The following is a 15210-nucleotide window of genomic DNA, read 5'->3' as shown; positions in this document are numbered from 1 at the left end:
GGCAGTTAACCACAAACAATTAACCTTGCAACAACTTAACAGCTTTCAAACCTTTCAACTGTTTAGGCCATATATTTACCAACAATAGGAATTCTTCTGCCCATGCCGAATGCTTTGGGCGAAACCCTTAAAATAGGTGGCGTTTGGTAACGCTTAAATTCTGCAATATTTACCATTTTTAAAATCCGCTGTACCAGGGCTTCATCAAAACCTTGTGCAATAATGGCTTTCGATCCCTGTTTCTTTTCAATGTGCTGATAAAGGATCTTATCCAGTATTTCGTACTCAGGCAATGAATCAGAATCTTTTTGATCGGGCCTTAATTCTGCTGAGGGTGGTTTAACAATGGTATTGATCGGAATAATTTCCCGTTCCTTGTTGATGTACCTTGCAAGCTCAAAAACCTGCATTTTATACACATCGCCAATTACGCCAATTGCCCCGCACATATCGCCATATAAAGTGCCATAACCCACTGCACACTCACTTTTATTGGAAGTATTAAGTAAAATATAACCAAACTTATTACTCATGGCCATATTGATGATACCGCGGATACGGGCCTGAATGTTTTCTTCTGCCAGATTAAAAGGGAGACCTTTAAAAGCTGGTGCCAGTATATGATCAAAAGCTTCGGCAACTTCTTTAATGGGCACAATTTCGTGCATACAGCCTATATTGTTTACCAGATCTAATGCATCCTGAACAGAATGATCGGATGAAAATTTGGAAGGCATTAAAACGGCCATTACATTTTCGGCTCCTAATGCCCTGCAGGCCAGTGCGCAAACTACTGCCGAATCAATACCGCCAGATAAGCCTAAAACAGCTTTACTAAAACCCGATTTCCGGAAATAATCTTTAATGCCGAGAATCAGTGCATCGTGTATCTGTTCAATATCGGTTAACCTTTCTGGCTGCGGGTATTTGTTCCGTACATTTTCAATTTCAGCCAGATCAAAAACCTGAAGGTCTTCTTCAAAATATTTCATCTCGGCCTTCATTTCACCATCGGCATCAAAAACAAGCGAGCCGCCATCAAAAATAATTTCGGTCTGTGCGCCCACCTGGTTTACATAAAATACCGGCAAATGGTATTTTTTTGCATTATCGGCCAATACTTTTATCCGTTCATCATCATGGGTATATGAAAAAGGAGAAGCCGCAATGTTGATCATCACATCTGGATTTTCTTTAATCAGTTCATCCATCGGATTTGAAACATACAAGGGATTGTCGTTTATATTCCAAAGGTCTTCGCAAATGGTCAGCGCAATCTTTTTCCCCTTAAAATGGATACAGCTAAACTGCGTAGCGGGTTCGAAATAACGGTACTCATCAAACACATCGTAAGTAGGTAAGAGTGCCTTTTTGACAATTGCCTTAACTTTACCATCCTCAATAAAATAAGCGGCGTTAAATAGGTCTTTCCCCTGTAATACATCATTTTTAATAGGCAAACCAACTATGCAGGCAATATCGGCACAGTGCTTGGCAATTTCCTGAACAGCTGTTTCGCAGAGCAAAATAAACGCATCAAATTCCAGAAAATCCCTAGGCGGATAACCGCAGATGGCCAGCTCAGCAAAAACAACCAAGTCGGCCCCTTTATCTTTTGCCAATTGAATGTTTTCCGTTATTTTTTTGGCATTTGCCTCAAAGTTTCCGATGTGGTAATTGAGTTGGGCTAGCGCTATTTTCATGGTTTATCGTATCAAGAGTAAGTTTTGGGTAAAGAGTATATAGTTAAGGGTAGCAAGTGTAGAGTAGCAAGTATCAAGAAGCAATTATATAGATTTTAGTATTGGCTTTAAAAGAACACACCGAAATTTAGTGCGAGATAATGATTTTTAACGTTTCTGGCTTTATCTGTTACGATATTAGTAAAACCGTTATTAAAAGTTAAACCTGCAACGATACTGGTATTGCCAGAAATATCAAATTCGCCGCCGCCGCCAATAATTAACCCGGCACGGTAAAATTTAATGTTATCCGATACATTCAAATTATCGCCCACAACGTTTCCGCTTGTTACAGCATCCTGTTTAGCACTGATGTTAATTGAATTCGATAATCCGAACTGGCCATACCAGCGTTTTCCATCGGCCTTAACTGTTTTTAACTTTATGGTTAGCGGCAAGTCTACATATTGCAGCATATATTTTAAATCGTATGCTTTTGGTGCCGTACTGCTACTGGCCACATAATAAGGTAAAACATTAGCCTCGGTACTTTTACCATTAATGGATGTGATGGTTAAGGCTGTTGCGAAACTATAATTGGGTGCAAAGTTAAAATCGCCTATTAAGCCGTAAGAAAAGCCCAGTGCCACTCCATCTGTTTTGCCCTGCTCGGGCTTAATCCAGCCAATGGTAGGGGTTGCGGTTAAACCCAGCCTAAAACCATAACCCGTTAATACCGAATTTTGTGCCCAGGCGCCTATACTTAAAAATGATAAAATTAAAATGGCCGATATTCTTTTCATGCTATAGCTGTTTATATATATTTGTTGTACATGATGTATAACGTAAAACACCGGCAAATTTATCTAATTTTTCTTTTTGCCATTGCATTTATTTCCTGTAAGCAAAGTAACCGCCCAGATGTGAGCAATATACAGGTTGATATTAAAATTGAAAGATTTGATAACGAGCTATTTGCCGGAAAAAACAAAAACCCCATCGAAACTGATAAGCAGTTAAGTACGCACTATGGTTTGTTTTACGATGACTTTTTACACCGGATTTTAGATAGCAAGTACAGCAATACAGAAACACTGGCCAATTTATACCGCGACCAGGCCTATACCGATTTAACCAAAGAGGTTGATAGTGTTTTCCCCAACTTAAAAGCACAGGAAGATGGATTAAATGAAACTTTCAAATACATTAAACACTATTATCCCAAAGCTAAAATTCCAAAATTTATCTCTTTTGCCTCTGGCTTTGCCTATCAGATGCCGGTTGGCGACAATTACCTGGGCATTGGACTGGATATGTTTCTGGGAAAAGACAGTAAATTTTACAAAGCCATTGTGCAGAGTGTTCCCTTATATCTTTCGAGAAGGTTTGCGCCCGAATATATTGTGCCCCGGGTAGCCGAAACTTACGCGCATGAGGAACTGTTTGCAGAGCCTGATGAAAACAGAACACTGCTATCCAAAATGATTTTTCAGGGCAAGATCCTTTATTTTCTTGATCAGGTATTGCCAGAGCACATGCCCGATTCGACAAAAATAGGTTATACCCAACAACAGCTGGATTGGGCAAAGAATTTTGAAGGGGATATTTGGGCCTATTTTTTAGAAAACAATTACCTGTTCGAAACCGACTACCAAAAGATACAGGTATTTCTTTCGGAAGGGCCTTTTACCCCTGGTTTGGGCGAAAACAGAGACTCGGCACCAAAATTGGGTGTATGGACCGGCTGGCAGATTGTAAAACAGTACATGAAAGAAAATCCTGACGTAAGCTTACAGCAGTTAATGGCCGACCAGGATGCACAGAAAATTTTAAATCAATCGAAGTACAAACCTAAGCAACAGAAATAGTTGGCAGTTATCAGTTTACAGTTAACCGATTAACCAATTCAAAAGATTAAGCAAAAAGATGAAAGTTGGCATTGTATTATCAGGTGGGGGCATAAGGGGAATTGCACATTTAGGCGTGTTAAAGGCTTTTAGTAATTTGGGTATAACCTTTAGCCATATTAGCGGAACAAGTGCTGGAGCCATTGCTGGATCTTTTTTTGCAGCCGGTATAGATCCGGAAGAAGGTTTGAATATTTTCCTTCGAACCAAATTGTGGCGTTTTGTGCGCCCGGCTGTGGGTTCTTTAGGATTGATCAATATTGAAAACACTTCCTTAATTTTAAAAGAATACTTTCCTGATGATGCCATCGAGAAATTGAAGATACCGCTAACCATTGCTGCCGTTAATTTTAGCGAGGGGCGATTGGTTTATTTCACCAAGGGTCCCCTAATCAGGGCTATACATGCTTCGAGCTGTATACCGGGCATTTTTAAACCGATTATGATTGATGGCCAGATGTATGTAGATGGCGGAATTTTAAACAATTTCCCGGTTGAACCTTTAATGGAGGATTGCGATTTTATTATCGGCTCATCCTGCAACCACCTTAAACCTGTTGATAAAATTACAGGCATTACCAATTTAATGGGCCGTGCAGGTATCATGTCCATCAATCACGATATGGAAAGAAAGGCAAAATTCTGCAATGTACTCATAGAGCCAAAGGGTTTAGGGGCCATTAGCACCTTTGACATGAAACGTGCTGAAGATATTTATTGGCTGGCGCACGAAGAAGCTTTAAAAACCATTAAAAACAGTCCTACCATCTCCGATTTGATTACCAAATAAACAATCGTAAGGCCAAACTTACATATGTAATTAATACTACAAAATAGACTTCTTTTTGATCAATAAAAATAAGTGTAAAAACTACACTTATGCAATAAAAATATTACATTTCTCTTGCAAGTAATGTAATATTATTTTACTTTAGGATTATACTTCTCGAAAAATGAGGTATTTAACCTAAACGTCAGTCTATGTTTTTCAAACTTCTTGTTCTCCAGCAACGGCGGAGAATCCCTGTGTTTACCATTTTCTAACTTGATTTCCAATCGAAAACACAGATCATTAATTTTTACCTAAAAAACCTAAAACATGAATTTATTAAAATCAAACAAGGCGTTATTTATCGCCCTTGCCTTTACTGCTGTACTTTATTCTTGTAAAAAAGAAAAACCAACCGACACAGCAACGCTAGACCAACCTGAAAAATTAAGTGTTAACCCTCTTGGTGATATCCAAATCTGTACTGAAAGAACTTTGGATGGAACCACACCAAGGGGCGCCGTTATCAAATCAACTAAATGGCCAAACGGATCGACCATTAAAGTAAGTTTAAATGGAAGCACTGCGGCCATTAGAGCCAAGGTAATACAGTTTGCCAAACAATGGGAAAGCTATGCAAACATTAAATTCAATTTCGTAACCAACGATAATACCGCTAAAATCAGAGTAAGTTTTGTGAGCGGAGATGGATCATGGTCGTACATTGGAAAATCGACACCAAGTACCGGTGCTACGATGAATTACGGATGGCTTACTTCAACTACAGCCGATAGTGAATACAGCCGTGTGGTAATACACGAATTTGGTCATGCATTAGGTTTGATCCATGAGCATCAGCACCCATTAGTGGCTATTCCGTGGGATAAACCAGCTGTATATGCTTATTACGCAGCTGCGCCAAATTACTGGACTAAAGCAGATGTAGACAATAACCTGTTTGCCAAATACAGTACAACCCAAACCAATTATAGTGCATATGATAAATACTCTATTATGCATTATTCGGTTCCAAATGAATTAACTATAGGCGATTTTGAAGTGGGATGGAACACCGTTTTATCGCCAACAGATAAATCATTTATTGCCTCTGTATATCCGTTTTAAAAAATAATATTTTACGCATAGTGGCACTTAAGCCATTATGCGTATTTTACATCAACAAATTTAAAATATATGCCAATCGCTTTACGGATTTCTTTCCGCAAACTTTTTTTTGTTTTCTTCATTGCCTCAACGTTAAGCCATATCGCATCGGCGCAAAATACAAGCCCCAAATGGAACATAAAACCTTACGTTGGCTATCAATTATCAAAATTTGATTGGTCTATTGCCGGCAATAGTTCAGGTACCAGCCCCAATGTTTTATCAGAACTGATTTGGGATAAGCTTAAAGGACCAGCATTTGGCCTTGATGTTAAATATAACATTACCGAACGCCTGCACATTAAAACACTTAACCAATATGGCAATATCAGCAAAGGTGAGGCAGAAGATACTGATTATGCGGATGATAACCGACAGAACGCCTTTTATTTTGACCTGCTTAATGCGGATAAAGGCTATCTGTTTAATACTGATTTACAGCTCAGTTATACCATTTTAAAAGCTGAACAGTTCAGTCTTGATCCAGTGATAGGCCTATCTTACAAAGGGCATAAGTTTTATTTATTAGAAAGTGCCAATAATCCTGAAAGTGCAGGTTTAAACTCGACCTATCAAACCCGGTACAAGGGTTTTAACTTTGGCTTTGAGGCTGCTTTTAAAGCCAAGCTGTTTACAGTAACGGCAGGTATTTTAAGTGGTTTTTACACCTATTCGGCTAAAGCCAACTGGAATTTAATTCCAAGTTTTGTTAAGCCGGTTAGTTTTACACATGATGCCAACTCTTTTGCCTTAAACGGAAATGTTAATTTATCTATACCCTTAAATAAAAGCTTACAATTGGAACTTGATTATAAAATTAACCATATTAAAACCTACACTGGGGTTGATAAAGCTTATTTCATTAACAAACCTACAGAGGAAACACAGTTTAACGGGGCAAACTTTAACCAAAATACAATTGCATTGGGTGTGAATTTCAGCTTTTAAGTTTTAGTGTTTCAAAGCAACTAAGCGCTCTCCTTCTAAAACCGGAATGGCGTTGCAAATATTTAACTGTAGGCAGAAGACAACATCTTCTTCAATGTTCAATTGAGCCAAACGGTGGCTATGTGATGATTTATGCAGGTATTTTCTTAAATCGTTTTTAGCAAGCAGGTACAGGTCTTCAGCGGCTACGCTCGAATCGTCGAAGTGTTCAAAATTTTGGCGAAGCTTATTTACCACAGCACCTGCAAATAAAGTATCCTCCAGGTTAAACTGATCTTTCCAGCCTGCACACAATAACAGTACGTTTTTATCCTGTTTTTGGAGATAATCACATAGCGTATCCAAATTTAAGAATGAACCAATAACCACTTGAAATGCTCTTTTATTCGCCAGGTGCAAGGCTTTTGTTCCGTTGGTTGTAGTTAATACCACGGTTCTACCTTCTACTTTCTCTTTGGTATAAGAAAAAGGCGAATTGCCAAAATCATATCCTTTAACCACCTCCCCATTCCTTTCGGCAGCCAATAAAAAACCCTTGTCGCTATAATTTAAACAATCTTCTACATTGGCAACTGGGATAATTGCTTCGGCGCCATTGTCTATTCCGTAAGTAATGGAACTCGTAGCCCTTAAAATATCGATCACCACCACTATGCTCTGCTCAATATCGTACAAATCGATCAAGGCTGGTGTTAAGCATACTTCTATTTTTTTTGACATATTCGATATTTTATTCGTTAATAATTTCTTTTACCTTTTCTTCCAACAGTTTTTGATCAGGTAAATAGAGTTGATATTTGGATACAAAGATTTTATTCGACAGTCCACCGGTAGCATACTTAACCAAAAACTCGTTTTTATCGGCAGCAATGATAATTCCTATGGGGTCATTATCGCCCTCAACATTTTCTTCGTGCTTAAAATAGTTGAGGTAAAAATTCATTTGACCAATATCCTGATGTTTAACTTTTTTCGTTTTTAAATCAATCAATACAAAACACCTTAATATGCGGTGATAGAACACGATATCAACAAACATGTGCTCATTATCAACCGTTATTTTAAACTGTCTAGCTACAAATGAGAAACCTTTGCCTAATTCCAAAAGAAATTTCTGCAGATTATCAATAAGTTTTTTCTCTAGTCCAGATTCCTTAATGACGCTTCCTTTGGGGATGTTTAAAAATTCAAAAATATAAGGATCTTTAATTAAATCGTCCGATTTATCAATAACCTGTCCTTTTTCAGCCAATGCCATTACGCCATCTTTATCCTTGCTTAGCGCCAATCTTTGAAATAGGGCAGAATCGATTTGCCGTTTCATTTCTCTGAAACTCCAGTTTTCGTTTATGGCTTGTGTTTCATAAAAGCTTCTAGCCAGTTCATCAGAAATGGTTAACAGTTCTGCGTAATGGCTCCAACTTAAAAAAATGCCAGACGGTGTTTGGCTTTTTGAGAATTCGCCAGACACTGTCTGGCGAATTAAATCTTTGTCGACTAAAGGTTGAAATTTAGGGTAGTGTATATAGAACAAGCGCATCAGCTGCAAACTTGATCGGCTAAACCCTTTACCAAATTTCACTTTTAAATCTGCAGAAAGTGTTACCAATAACTCTTTCCCGTATTCGGCTCTTTGTTTACCATGCTGTTCAAAATCAACAATGTAACGTCCAACTTTCCAATTGGCAATTATAAGTTCGATATTAATTGCCTTTATTGCATTCTGCTTGGCCGTTTGTAATGCAGATCCAATTTGATAGAGCAGCTCATTATATTTATTTTCTTCCGGTCTCATCAGTCCAAAAATAGTGCTGCACTAAACGTAAATCTCTATTTATAAAAAGGGAATTTAACCACTTTTGCTTTAATCGGTGTATTGCGGATATTGATAAAAACCTCAGTTCCTTCTTTGGCGAAATCTTTAGCAACATAGCCCATACCAATTGCTTTTTGTAAAGAAGGAGCCTGTGTACCAGAAGTTACCCTACCAATAATATTTCCTTCCGCATCAGCAATTTCATAATCGTGACGTGGAATACCACGGTCAATCATTTCGAAACCAACCAGTTTGTTTTTAATACCCGCTTCTTTTTGCGCCAATAATGCTTCAGAATTGGTAAAAGGTTTAGAAAATTTGGTAATCCATCCTAAACCTGCTTCAATTGGCGAAGTGGTATCGTCGATATCATTTCCGTACAGGCAGAAACCCATTTCTAAACGTAAGGTATCGCGGGCACCCAAACCAATTGGTTTAATGTTGTATGCAGCACCAGCTTCGAAAATGGCATCCCAGATCTGATCGGCATATTGATTTTCGAAATAAATTTCAAAACCGCCAGCACCAGTGTATCCTGTAGCAGAAATCACCACGTTATCCACACCGGCAAAGGTGCCTTTAACAAAAGTATAATACTCCATCGATGCCAGATTAACATCAGTTAAACTCTGTAATGCATCGGCAGCTTTAGGCCCTTGGATTGCAAAAAGAGAGGTCTGGTCAGAAATGTTGTGCATTTCTACAGCATTGGTATTAAACTGTTGGATCCAGTTCCAATCTTTCTCAATATTAGAGGCATTTACCACCAACATGTAGGTTTTCTCATCTAAACGATAAACCAAAAGATCATCAACTATTCCACCATCCTGGTTAGGAAGACAAGAATACTGAACTTTTCCATCATATAATTTTGAAGCATCGTTACTGGTTACGCGCTGAATAAGATCTAATGCATTTTCGCCTTTAAGGATAAATTCGCCCATGTGGCTTACATCGAAAACACCTACACCGTTACGAACAGTTGCATGCTCTGCATTTATACCCTCGTAAGTAACAGGCATATTATAACCTGCAAATGGAACCATTTTAGCGCCTAAAGCGATGTGTTTTTCTGTTAATGCGGTATTTTTCATTCTTAATATATAGTTGGCGCCAAAAGTACTAAGAAAAAGGTAAAATTTGGAGGTTAATTTTAAAGGATATAGAGAAGTTTTGTAATTCCATACCTTATGCTGAAGTTATTTGCGCATCGAATAATCTAATGCACGGAGCTGAAAAATTTAGGGCCAGTTAAATGCCTCTAAATACCCACCAACTCTTGGTAAATTTTAAGCATTTTAGAAGAAATTAAATTAACACCGTGGTCATTTTCGACGGTTTTACGTGCATTTTCCCCAATTTCCATCCAGCGTTTGGGGTTAATGATGCACTGTAAAATAGAGCGGTAAAATTCATCGGCAGAATCGGCAATCAAAATATCGTGACCATGCTTGCAGTTAATTCCTTCGGCGGCAGTAGTTGTGGCAATGATGCATTTTTTCATGGCCATGCCCTCAATAATTTTTACGCGCATGCCGGTACCCGAAATTAAGGGCACAATCATGATGGCCTTAGAGTTCATAAATTCTACCGCATCAAAAACCTCTCCTTCTACAATTAGATTTTCCGAGTCGTATTCGAAAAAGTGTTTCTGCATGTTCTTTCCAGCAATGTAAAAGCGGAGGTCTTTATTTAATTTCTCAATATCCGGCCATATATCGTCCAAAAACCATTCTAAACCTTCCTGGTTTGGCCGCCAATCCATTGCACCCAAATGAAAAAGTGTAGGAAAACTGGTTTTGCTTTTATCAACTTTATATTTTTCCAGATCGATAGCCACGGGAAAAACCGACATCGGAATTTCGCAACCAAACCTCAATATGCTCTGCCTGTCGGGCTCGCTAATGGCAAAAATCTGATGGAAGCGGTTAATCTGATCTGTTTCGTAGGCTTTTAACCTTTGCGCCAGAAAGGCAAGGTATTTTCTGCGGATCAGAAACTTTTCTGAATGCGAGAGGCGCTCCCAAAGGGTAAATTCAATGTTATGGGCACGGTAAATCAGTTTTGCGTTGCTGTTGGCTTTAACAACATCCAGGTAAGGCACCACAAATAAGCCCTCAAACTGGATAATGTCGAATGCATTTTCGCGCAACAGGTTTTCGAGCTGCTTCGCTGCATCTTCACTGTAATACCTCGATACGTTATAAGATTCGTTGGTGAAAATATTGAAAAAGGCCGACCAAATGTTTACATCGGTATCCAGATCGTGGGTGTGGTATTTGATCTGCTCAAAAATAGGATCATAAATATCTTCAATATCGATTCTCCCTTTGATGGGGTTAAGACTAAACAAAGTAATATCAGCACCAAGTTGCAGCAGGCCTTTTATGGTATTATAAACCACAATCGGATAACCACTATTTGGCGGAAAGGGAACCCGCTTAGTAATTAACAGTATTTTCACAATGTGGTGAAAATACGAAATTTTAGGCGTTTTTTGAAAACAGTTCTAACTGTGGATCGCTAACATTAAAAGTTTTGCGGTGAAAAGGCGATAGTCCGATTTCGATAACGGCTTTACGGTGTGCAATGGTTGGATAACCTTTGTTTTTTTGCCAGTTGTAATGCGGATAATCGATATGCAGATTGGTCATATATTCATCGCGGTGGGTTTTGGCCAAAATAGAAGCCGCAGCAATGTTTAAATATTTCCCATCGCCTTTTACAATACAACTGTGGGGAATTTGCGGGTAGGTTTTGAAACGGTTTCCATCGATTACCAAGTATTGCGGCTGGGTATTCAACTTCTCAATTGCCCTGTGCATGGCCAAAAATGAAGCATTTAAGATGTTGATCCGGTCAATCTCTTCATGATCGCAGGAGGCTACTGCCCAGGCCAAAGCTTCTTTTTCTATTATTGGCCGCAGCAAATCGCGCTGCTCGTGAGATAACTGTTTCGAATCGTTCAATCCTTCGAGTACAAAGCCCTTGGGCAAAATTACGGCAGCTGCAAAAACAGGTCCGGCAAGGCAGCCCCTACCGGCTTCATCACATCCCGCTTCTAATAATTCTTCCTGATAGCAGTTTAACAACATGTTGCAAATTTACTGAAATAGAGATACTAAGGAAATTATTTTGTTCAACATCTTTTAAACGTTAATTTTAAGCATAAAGGATTTATAATGCACTGGACTAAATTGACTTTCTTTTTTTGCCTTTTATGCCTTACGGGTTTCGCCCAAAAGAAAAAGCAGGTTACAGCGCTGCCTCCAATCGCGCCACCTTCCAAGGCAGACTATGCTGTTTTAGAAAAACGCATGGTTTGCAAGTATCAGAACAAATATTCGCCTGTAGAGCGGTTAAAATTTTTTCCATTTAGCCGCTATAAAAAGGTTATGCTGATAGCCTTCGAACTACCAGAGCCAAGGGACGAGATTGTTTATACCGATACCACAAAAGCACCTATCAACCCTTCAATTAAGGAAGAATTTCACCACGCATTACTGGAAAAAAACCAAAAATTAGATTTAACAAGATTAAAAGAAAAGAAAATATTATCGGCACTGGAAGTTGATAAACTTACCGATGTGCTCTATAACTTTGGCTATACATCCACCAAAAGCTACAAAGGATTACTGATAGCAGAATCACGTGGATATAGCTGTTATGAGCCCCGAAATGCAATTGTATTCTTAGATGAAGATGGCTTAATAGCCGAATATATTGAGATCTGTTTTGCATGCCATAAAAGGAAAGAAAGCTCAGAAAAAATAAAGACGGGAGAATTTTGCGACGATAAATACGAGCTAATTAGAAAATACTTTCAGGCTACAGGTATCAAATATGGCACGCGAAAAAATGATGGCTAATTTTACACCATGAGAACTTACAATGAAAGCCTTGCCCTTCGCATTGCAGAACGTTTAATGCATATAGAGGATGTGGAAGAAAAACTGATGTTCACGGGATTGGTTTTTATGGTAAATGGCAAAATGTGCATCGGCGTTTCTAAAAATGGCATAATGGTTCGGCTCAACCCAAACGATTTGGAAAGCCTATCCAATAAAGATGGCTGGGAACAGATGGTAATGGGCGGCAGACCAATGAAAGGCTATATTTCTGTATCGGAAGATGTACTGGAAAGAAATGATGAGCTAAATTTTTGGGTTAACCTTGCGCTGGCTTTCAATCCTTTTGCAAAAGCATCCAAAAAGAAAATGCAATAAAACAAGGCATTACCACCTTCACTTGTTAAAAACTGGCAATAGCGGTATTTTTTGATTAATTTTATCTTTCTAATCAAATATTATGAATAAACGTGCTGCTCTAGCAGTATTTCTGCTATGTATATCATTCACCGTTTTTGCACAGGTTAATAGAACTGCTACACAAACATCAACTATAATTAAAGAAACTGCACCCGTACAGCTTAAAACAGCAGCTCCCGAAGGGCATTATTGCGATTACTGCAAATTAAACTATCCCGAATCGCATTTCCCCTGCATTATGAAATCGATAAAGGGCAAACTGAACGTTACTACTGGCGAGGTAAGTTTTGTAGCGGGCCAGCCCATTGGTGGTATTGTTGTAAAAGGTGGTAAAAACCCTGGTGGAAGCATGGTAAATTTAACGACCAATGAAAAGGGTGAAATTGAATTCAACAATGCCACAGCGGGCAATTATAAATTTATCATTTCAGTACCTACAAGCAACCCGAACTCGCGCGTGGCCGGTTCGCCCATTGGCGGAATTATTGTAAAGGGCGGCAAAAACCCAGGTGGAAATTTAATTACTGTAATTACAAATGAAAGCGGTGAAATAGAATTGAATAACATCGCTGCCGGAACGTATAAATTCACCGCATTTGGCGCCTCGGCAAATGAAAAAGGTAATCCATTGTATAAATCAACTTATTCAGAAGGGGTTAATCCCTTATATAAAAACTAATTTCTTAAATTTACTAAGCATTTCATTTTTGGCACTATTATGGAATATTCCGTATCTGTGCATCTTTAAATTATAACACATTTAAAACACACATTATGAAACGTTTAAATTTAATATTGGGCCTATCCCTTCTTTTTATCGGGATTCAATCTTTTGCCCAAACCGATAAAGAAACTACGGTAAAAATCGTAGCGGATAAAAATTATGTTTTTGTTGCCAACTCAGCCATGCCCATGTCGAACAACGATATTTCGAAGGTATTGAACATGATGCCCGGTGGACAGGGCGGCGCCTCAATCAACCTTTCTGGGTCGCAATATGATGTAAGGGTAACCAAAGACAGTGTTGTGGCTTACCTGCCTTACTATGGAAGATCATTTTCGGCACCGATGGACCCAAGCCAAGGTGGAATTAAATTCACGTCAAAAGATTTTACCTATACAGAATCTAAAAATAAAAAAGGTGCTTATACCATCCTGATCAATACCAAAGATGTTAAAAGAGAGAACTACCGGTTTACCATCAACATATCAACCAATGGATATGCTTCTTTAACCGCCAGTAGCATCAACAAACAGCCTATACTTTTTAACGGTTATTTAGACGAACCGAAAAAAAAGGATTAGTAATGGATTAAATATATCACTTCGTCAGCATGATGGTATTTTTTAAAAAATCTGCCGTTCTGGGTTCGGATTTATTGCATAAACAATACGAATTACAATTCCCCAGAGATCGTCATTTCGAGCGGAATATAATGTAGTCGAGAAATCTTTACCAATAGATCTCTCCATTCCGCTGCGCTGCATCCGATAGCTATCGGATCGAGATGACGATTTTTTTATTGGTTTTGTCGATGGTAGTGGAGAGATCTATTTTGGAATTGCTACCTTTTATAGAAATCTCCAATCCCTTTAACTACTTCTTTACCAGCTCAATATGAAAAATATGTGGCCACTTTTTACCGGCTACAAACAATCTTTTTCCTGCCTTGTCGTAGGCAATTCCGTTTAACACGTTATTGGCCTTTTCGTCTTCAGTTTTAAAGTAATCGGCAGGCAGTAAACCAGATAAATCTATTTTGCTTTCTACCGCTCCATTTTCAGGGTTAATAATGAGGATATTATTGGTGGTATATACATTTGCATAAATTTTACCATCAATGTATTCCAGCTCGTTCAGGTTTTGGATCGGGCCTTTATCATCAAAGACATCAATTGAACCAATTTTTTGGTAATTATCTTTATTCAGGAAAAATATAGTGTTGGAACCATCCGTATTGAATACTTTTTCGCCGTTAAATGCCAAACCCCAGCCTTCTCTACCTGTAGTGTATGCAAATTCAGATAGTTTCTTAAATGTGCTTTTATCATATACAAAGCCAACTTTTTCGCGGTAGGTAAGCTGGATAATCTTATTGCCAATTAAAGTAATCCCTTCTCCAAAATACTGCTTATCCAGATCGGTTTTTTGCAATACCTGACCTGTTGCCGGCTCTACTTTCCGCAGGCTCGAGTGACCATAATCGCCAGCACTTTCATAAAAGAAGCCATCGTGATATTCCAATCCTTCTACATACGAAGAAGTATCATGCGGCAAGGTTTTAATTACCTTATAACCATATTCTACAGGAGCGTTGGCAGCCAATACATTGATGTTGGAGGTTATGTCTTCTAATTTTCCGGCACTGTATATTTTAGCGGTTAACAAATGGTTGCCCAGTTTTAGTCCTTCGGTTTTGAACTTAACGCTTAATGTATCAGTTTTTGAAACAATTTTAACCGTATCCAATAGGTAAATTACCGAATCTACCTTAGGTTCGTTCCCAAACTGTACTTTAACTTCAAATTCATTGCCCGATGGGATATTCTGGCCAATCATTGGCGAAATAAAGTTACGGTAACTGGTTACGGCATCGTTTTTACATGAACTCACTAATGCACATGCAACGCCAACAAATGCGATTTTTTTAATCAA

At 38.5% G+C, this 15210-nt stretch carries 16 protein-coding genes; 8 read left to right on the top strand and 8 right to left on the bottom strand.

Going from position 1 to position 15210, the window contains the following annotated elements; all coding sequences use genetic code 11:
- Positions 1–62: 62 nt before the first annotated feature.
- Complete coding sequence (locus tag ACS5PU_RS14890) at positions 63–1703, bottom strand: NAD+ synthase (protein ID WP_439459948.1); 1641 nt, start codon at positions 1701–1703, stop codon at positions 63–65.
- 107 nt (positions 1704–1810) lie between these two features.
- Positions 1811–2485 (bottom strand): porin family protein, encoded by a 675-nt coding sequence (locus ACS5PU_RS14885; protein ID WP_439459947.1) that lies wholly within the window; start codon positions 2483–2485, stop codon positions 1811–1813.
- Positions 2486–2515: 30 nt separating this feature from the next.
- Here ACS5PU_RS14885 and gldB point away from each other — a divergent pair, with 30 nt between their 5' ends.
- The 4 genes from gldB to ACS5PU_RS14865 all read left to right on the top strand — a co-directional run bounded on the left by gldB (position 2516) and on the right by ACS5PU_RS14865 (position 6470).
- Positions 2516–3550, top strand: coding sequence for a gliding motility lipoprotein GldB (gene gldB, locus ACS5PU_RS14880; protein WP_439459946.1), 1035 nt, complete (start codon positions 2516–2518; stop codon positions 3548–3550).
- A 58-nt stretch (positions 3551–3608) separates the two neighbouring features.
- The gene (locus tag ACS5PU_RS14875; protein ID WP_439459945.1) at positions 3609–4379 is read left to right on the top strand and encodes a patatin-like phospholipase family protein; all 771 of its coding nucleotides are present in this window, start codon (positions 3609–3611) and stop codon (positions 4377–4379) included.
- 309 nt (positions 4380–4688) lie between these two features.
- Positions 4689–5483, top strand: coding sequence for a M12 family metallopeptidase (locus ACS5PU_RS14870; protein ID WP_439459944.1), 795 nt, complete (start codon positions 4689–4691; stop codon positions 5481–5483).
- Between the two features lie 69 nt (positions 5484–5552).
- Positions 5553–6470, top strand: a complete 918-nt coding sequence (locus ACS5PU_RS14865; RefSeq protein WP_439459943.1) for a hypothetical protein — start codon at positions 5553–5555, stop codon at positions 6468–6470.
- A gap of 3 nt (positions 6471–6473) precedes the next feature.
- Here the strand turns inward: ACS5PU_RS14865 and ACS5PU_RS14860 are convergent, their stop codons facing one another.
- The 5 genes from ACS5PU_RS14860 to ACS5PU_RS14840 form a co-directional block, all read right to left on the bottom strand.
- A complete protein-coding gene (locus tag ACS5PU_RS14860; RefSeq protein ID WP_439459942.1) occupies positions 6474–7190 on the bottom strand; it encodes a 2-phosphosulfolactate phosphatase in 717 nt (238 codons plus the stop codon).
- A 10-nt stretch (positions 7191–7200) separates the two neighbouring features.
- Positions 7201–8265, bottom strand: a complete 1065-nt coding sequence (locus ACS5PU_RS14855) for a PDDEXK nuclease domain-containing protein (RefSeq protein WP_439459941.1) — start codon at positions 8263–8265, stop codon at positions 7201–7203.
- A gap of 35 nt (positions 8266–8300) precedes the next feature.
- Entirely contained in the window at positions 8301–9380 is a 1080-nt protein-coding gene (gene gcvT, locus ACS5PU_RS14850; protein ID WP_439459940.1) for a glycine cleavage system aminomethyltransferase GcvT, read from the bottom strand.
- 167 nt (positions 9381–9547) lie between these two features.
- The gene (locus tag ACS5PU_RS14845; RefSeq protein ID WP_439459939.1) at positions 9548–10750 is read right to left on the bottom strand and encodes a glycosyltransferase family 4 protein; all 1203 of its coding nucleotides are present in this window, start codon (positions 10748–10750) and stop codon (positions 9548–9550) included.
- 22 nt (positions 10751–10772) lie between these two features.
- Positions 10773–11381: a ribonuclease HII gene (locus ACS5PU_RS14840; RefSeq protein ID WP_439459938.1), complete on the bottom strand. Its 609-nt coding sequence runs from the start codon at positions 11379–11381 to the stop codon at positions 10773–10775.
- A gap of 87 nt (positions 11382–11468) precedes the next feature.
- On the opposite strand from ACS5PU_RS14840, the gene ACS5PU_RS14835 reads away from it, so the two are divergent.
- From ACS5PU_RS14835 to ACS5PU_RS14820, 4 genes are all read left to right on the top strand, one after another.
- Positions 11469–12155 (top strand): hypothetical protein, encoded by a 687-nt coding sequence (locus ACS5PU_RS14835; RefSeq protein ID WP_439459937.1) that lies wholly within the window; start codon positions 11469–11471, stop codon positions 12153–12155.
- Positions 12156–12164: 9 nt separating this feature from the next.
- Positions 12165–12512 carry a TfoX/Sxy family protein gene (locus tag ACS5PU_RS14830; RefSeq protein WP_439459936.1) on the top strand — a complete coding sequence of 116 codons (348 nt, stop codon included), beginning with the start codon at positions 12165–12167 and terminating at the stop codon, positions 12510–12512.
- 82 nt (positions 12513–12594) lie between these two features.
- Positions 12595–13233: a carboxypeptidase-like regulatory domain-containing protein gene (locus ACS5PU_RS14825; RefSeq protein ID WP_439459935.1), complete on the top strand. Its 639-nt coding sequence runs from the start codon at positions 12595–12597 to the stop codon at positions 13231–13233.
- Positions 13234–13328: 95 nt separating this feature from the next.
- Positions 13329–13859, top strand: a complete 531-nt coding sequence (locus ACS5PU_RS14820; RefSeq protein WP_439459934.1) for a DUF4251 domain-containing protein — start codon at positions 13329–13331, stop codon at positions 13857–13859.
- A gap of 292 nt (positions 13860–14151) precedes the next feature.
- Here the strand turns inward: ACS5PU_RS14820 and ACS5PU_RS14815 are convergent, their stop codons facing one another.
- Entirely contained in the window at positions 14152–15210 is a 1059-nt protein-coding gene (locus ACS5PU_RS14815; RefSeq protein ID WP_439459933.1) for a glutaminyl-peptide cyclotransferase, read from the bottom strand.

Source organism: Pedobacter sp. GSP4, assembly GCF_051857575.1.
Classification (GTDB): Bacteria; Bacteroidota; Bacteroidia; order Sphingobacteriales; family Sphingobacteriaceae; genus Pedobacter.
This window is presented reverse-complemented; position numbering and strand designations above follow the sequence as displayed.

Bases quoted from the DNA above. Each gene is read 5' to 3' on its own strand.
- ACS5PU_RS14890 (WP_439459948.1), bottom strand. From the start codon at position 1,703: ATGAAAATAGCGCTAGCCCAACTCAATTACCACATCGGAAACTTTGAG.
- ACS5PU_RS14885 (WP_439459947.1), bottom strand. From the start codon at position 2,485: ATGAAAAGAATATCGGCCATTTTAATTTTATCATTTTTAAGTATAGGC.
- gldB (WP_439459946.1), top strand. From the start codon at position 2,516: ATGATGTATAACGTAAAACACCGGCAAATTTATCTAATTTTTCTTTTT.
- ACS5PU_RS14875 (WP_439459945.1), top strand. From the start codon at position 3,609: ATGAAAGTTGGCATTGTATTATCAGGTGGGGGCATAAGGGGAATTGCA.
- ACS5PU_RS14870 (WP_439459944.1), top strand. From the start codon at position 4,689: ATGAATTTATTAAAATCAAACAAGGCGTTATTTATCGCCCTTGCCTTT.
- ACS5PU_RS14865 (WP_439459943.1), top strand. From the start codon at position 5,553: ATGCCAATCGCTTTACGGATTTCTTTCCGCAAACTTTTTTTTGTTTTC.
- ACS5PU_RS14860 (WP_439459942.1), bottom strand. From the start codon at position 7,190: ATGTCAAAAAAAATAGAAGTATGCTTAACACCAGCCTTGATCGATTTG.
- ACS5PU_RS14855 (WP_439459941.1), bottom strand. From the start codon at position 8,265: ATGAGACCGGAAGAAAATAAATATAATGAGCTGCTCTATCAAATTGGA.
- gcvT (WP_439459940.1), bottom strand. From the start codon at position 9,380: ATGAAAAATACCGCATTAACAGAAAAACACATCGCTTTAGGCGCTAAA.
- ACS5PU_RS14840 (WP_439459938.1), bottom strand. From the start codon at position 11,381: ATGTTGTTAAACTGCTATCAGGAAGAATTATTAGAAGCGGGATGTGAT.
- ACS5PU_RS14835 (WP_439459937.1), top strand. From the start codon at position 11,469: ATGCACTGGACTAAATTGACTTTCTTTTTTTGCCTTTTATGCCTTACG.
- ACS5PU_RS14830 (WP_439459936.1), top strand. From the start codon at position 12,165: ATGAGAACTTACAATGAAAGCCTTGCCCTTCGCATTGCAGAACGTTTA.
- ACS5PU_RS14825 (WP_439459935.1), top strand. From the start codon at position 12,595: ATGAATAAACGTGCTGCTCTAGCAGTATTTCTGCTATGTATATCATTC.
- ACS5PU_RS14820 (WP_439459934.1), top strand. From the start codon at position 13,329: ATGAAACGTTTAAATTTAATATTGGGCCTATCCCTTCTTTTTATCGGG.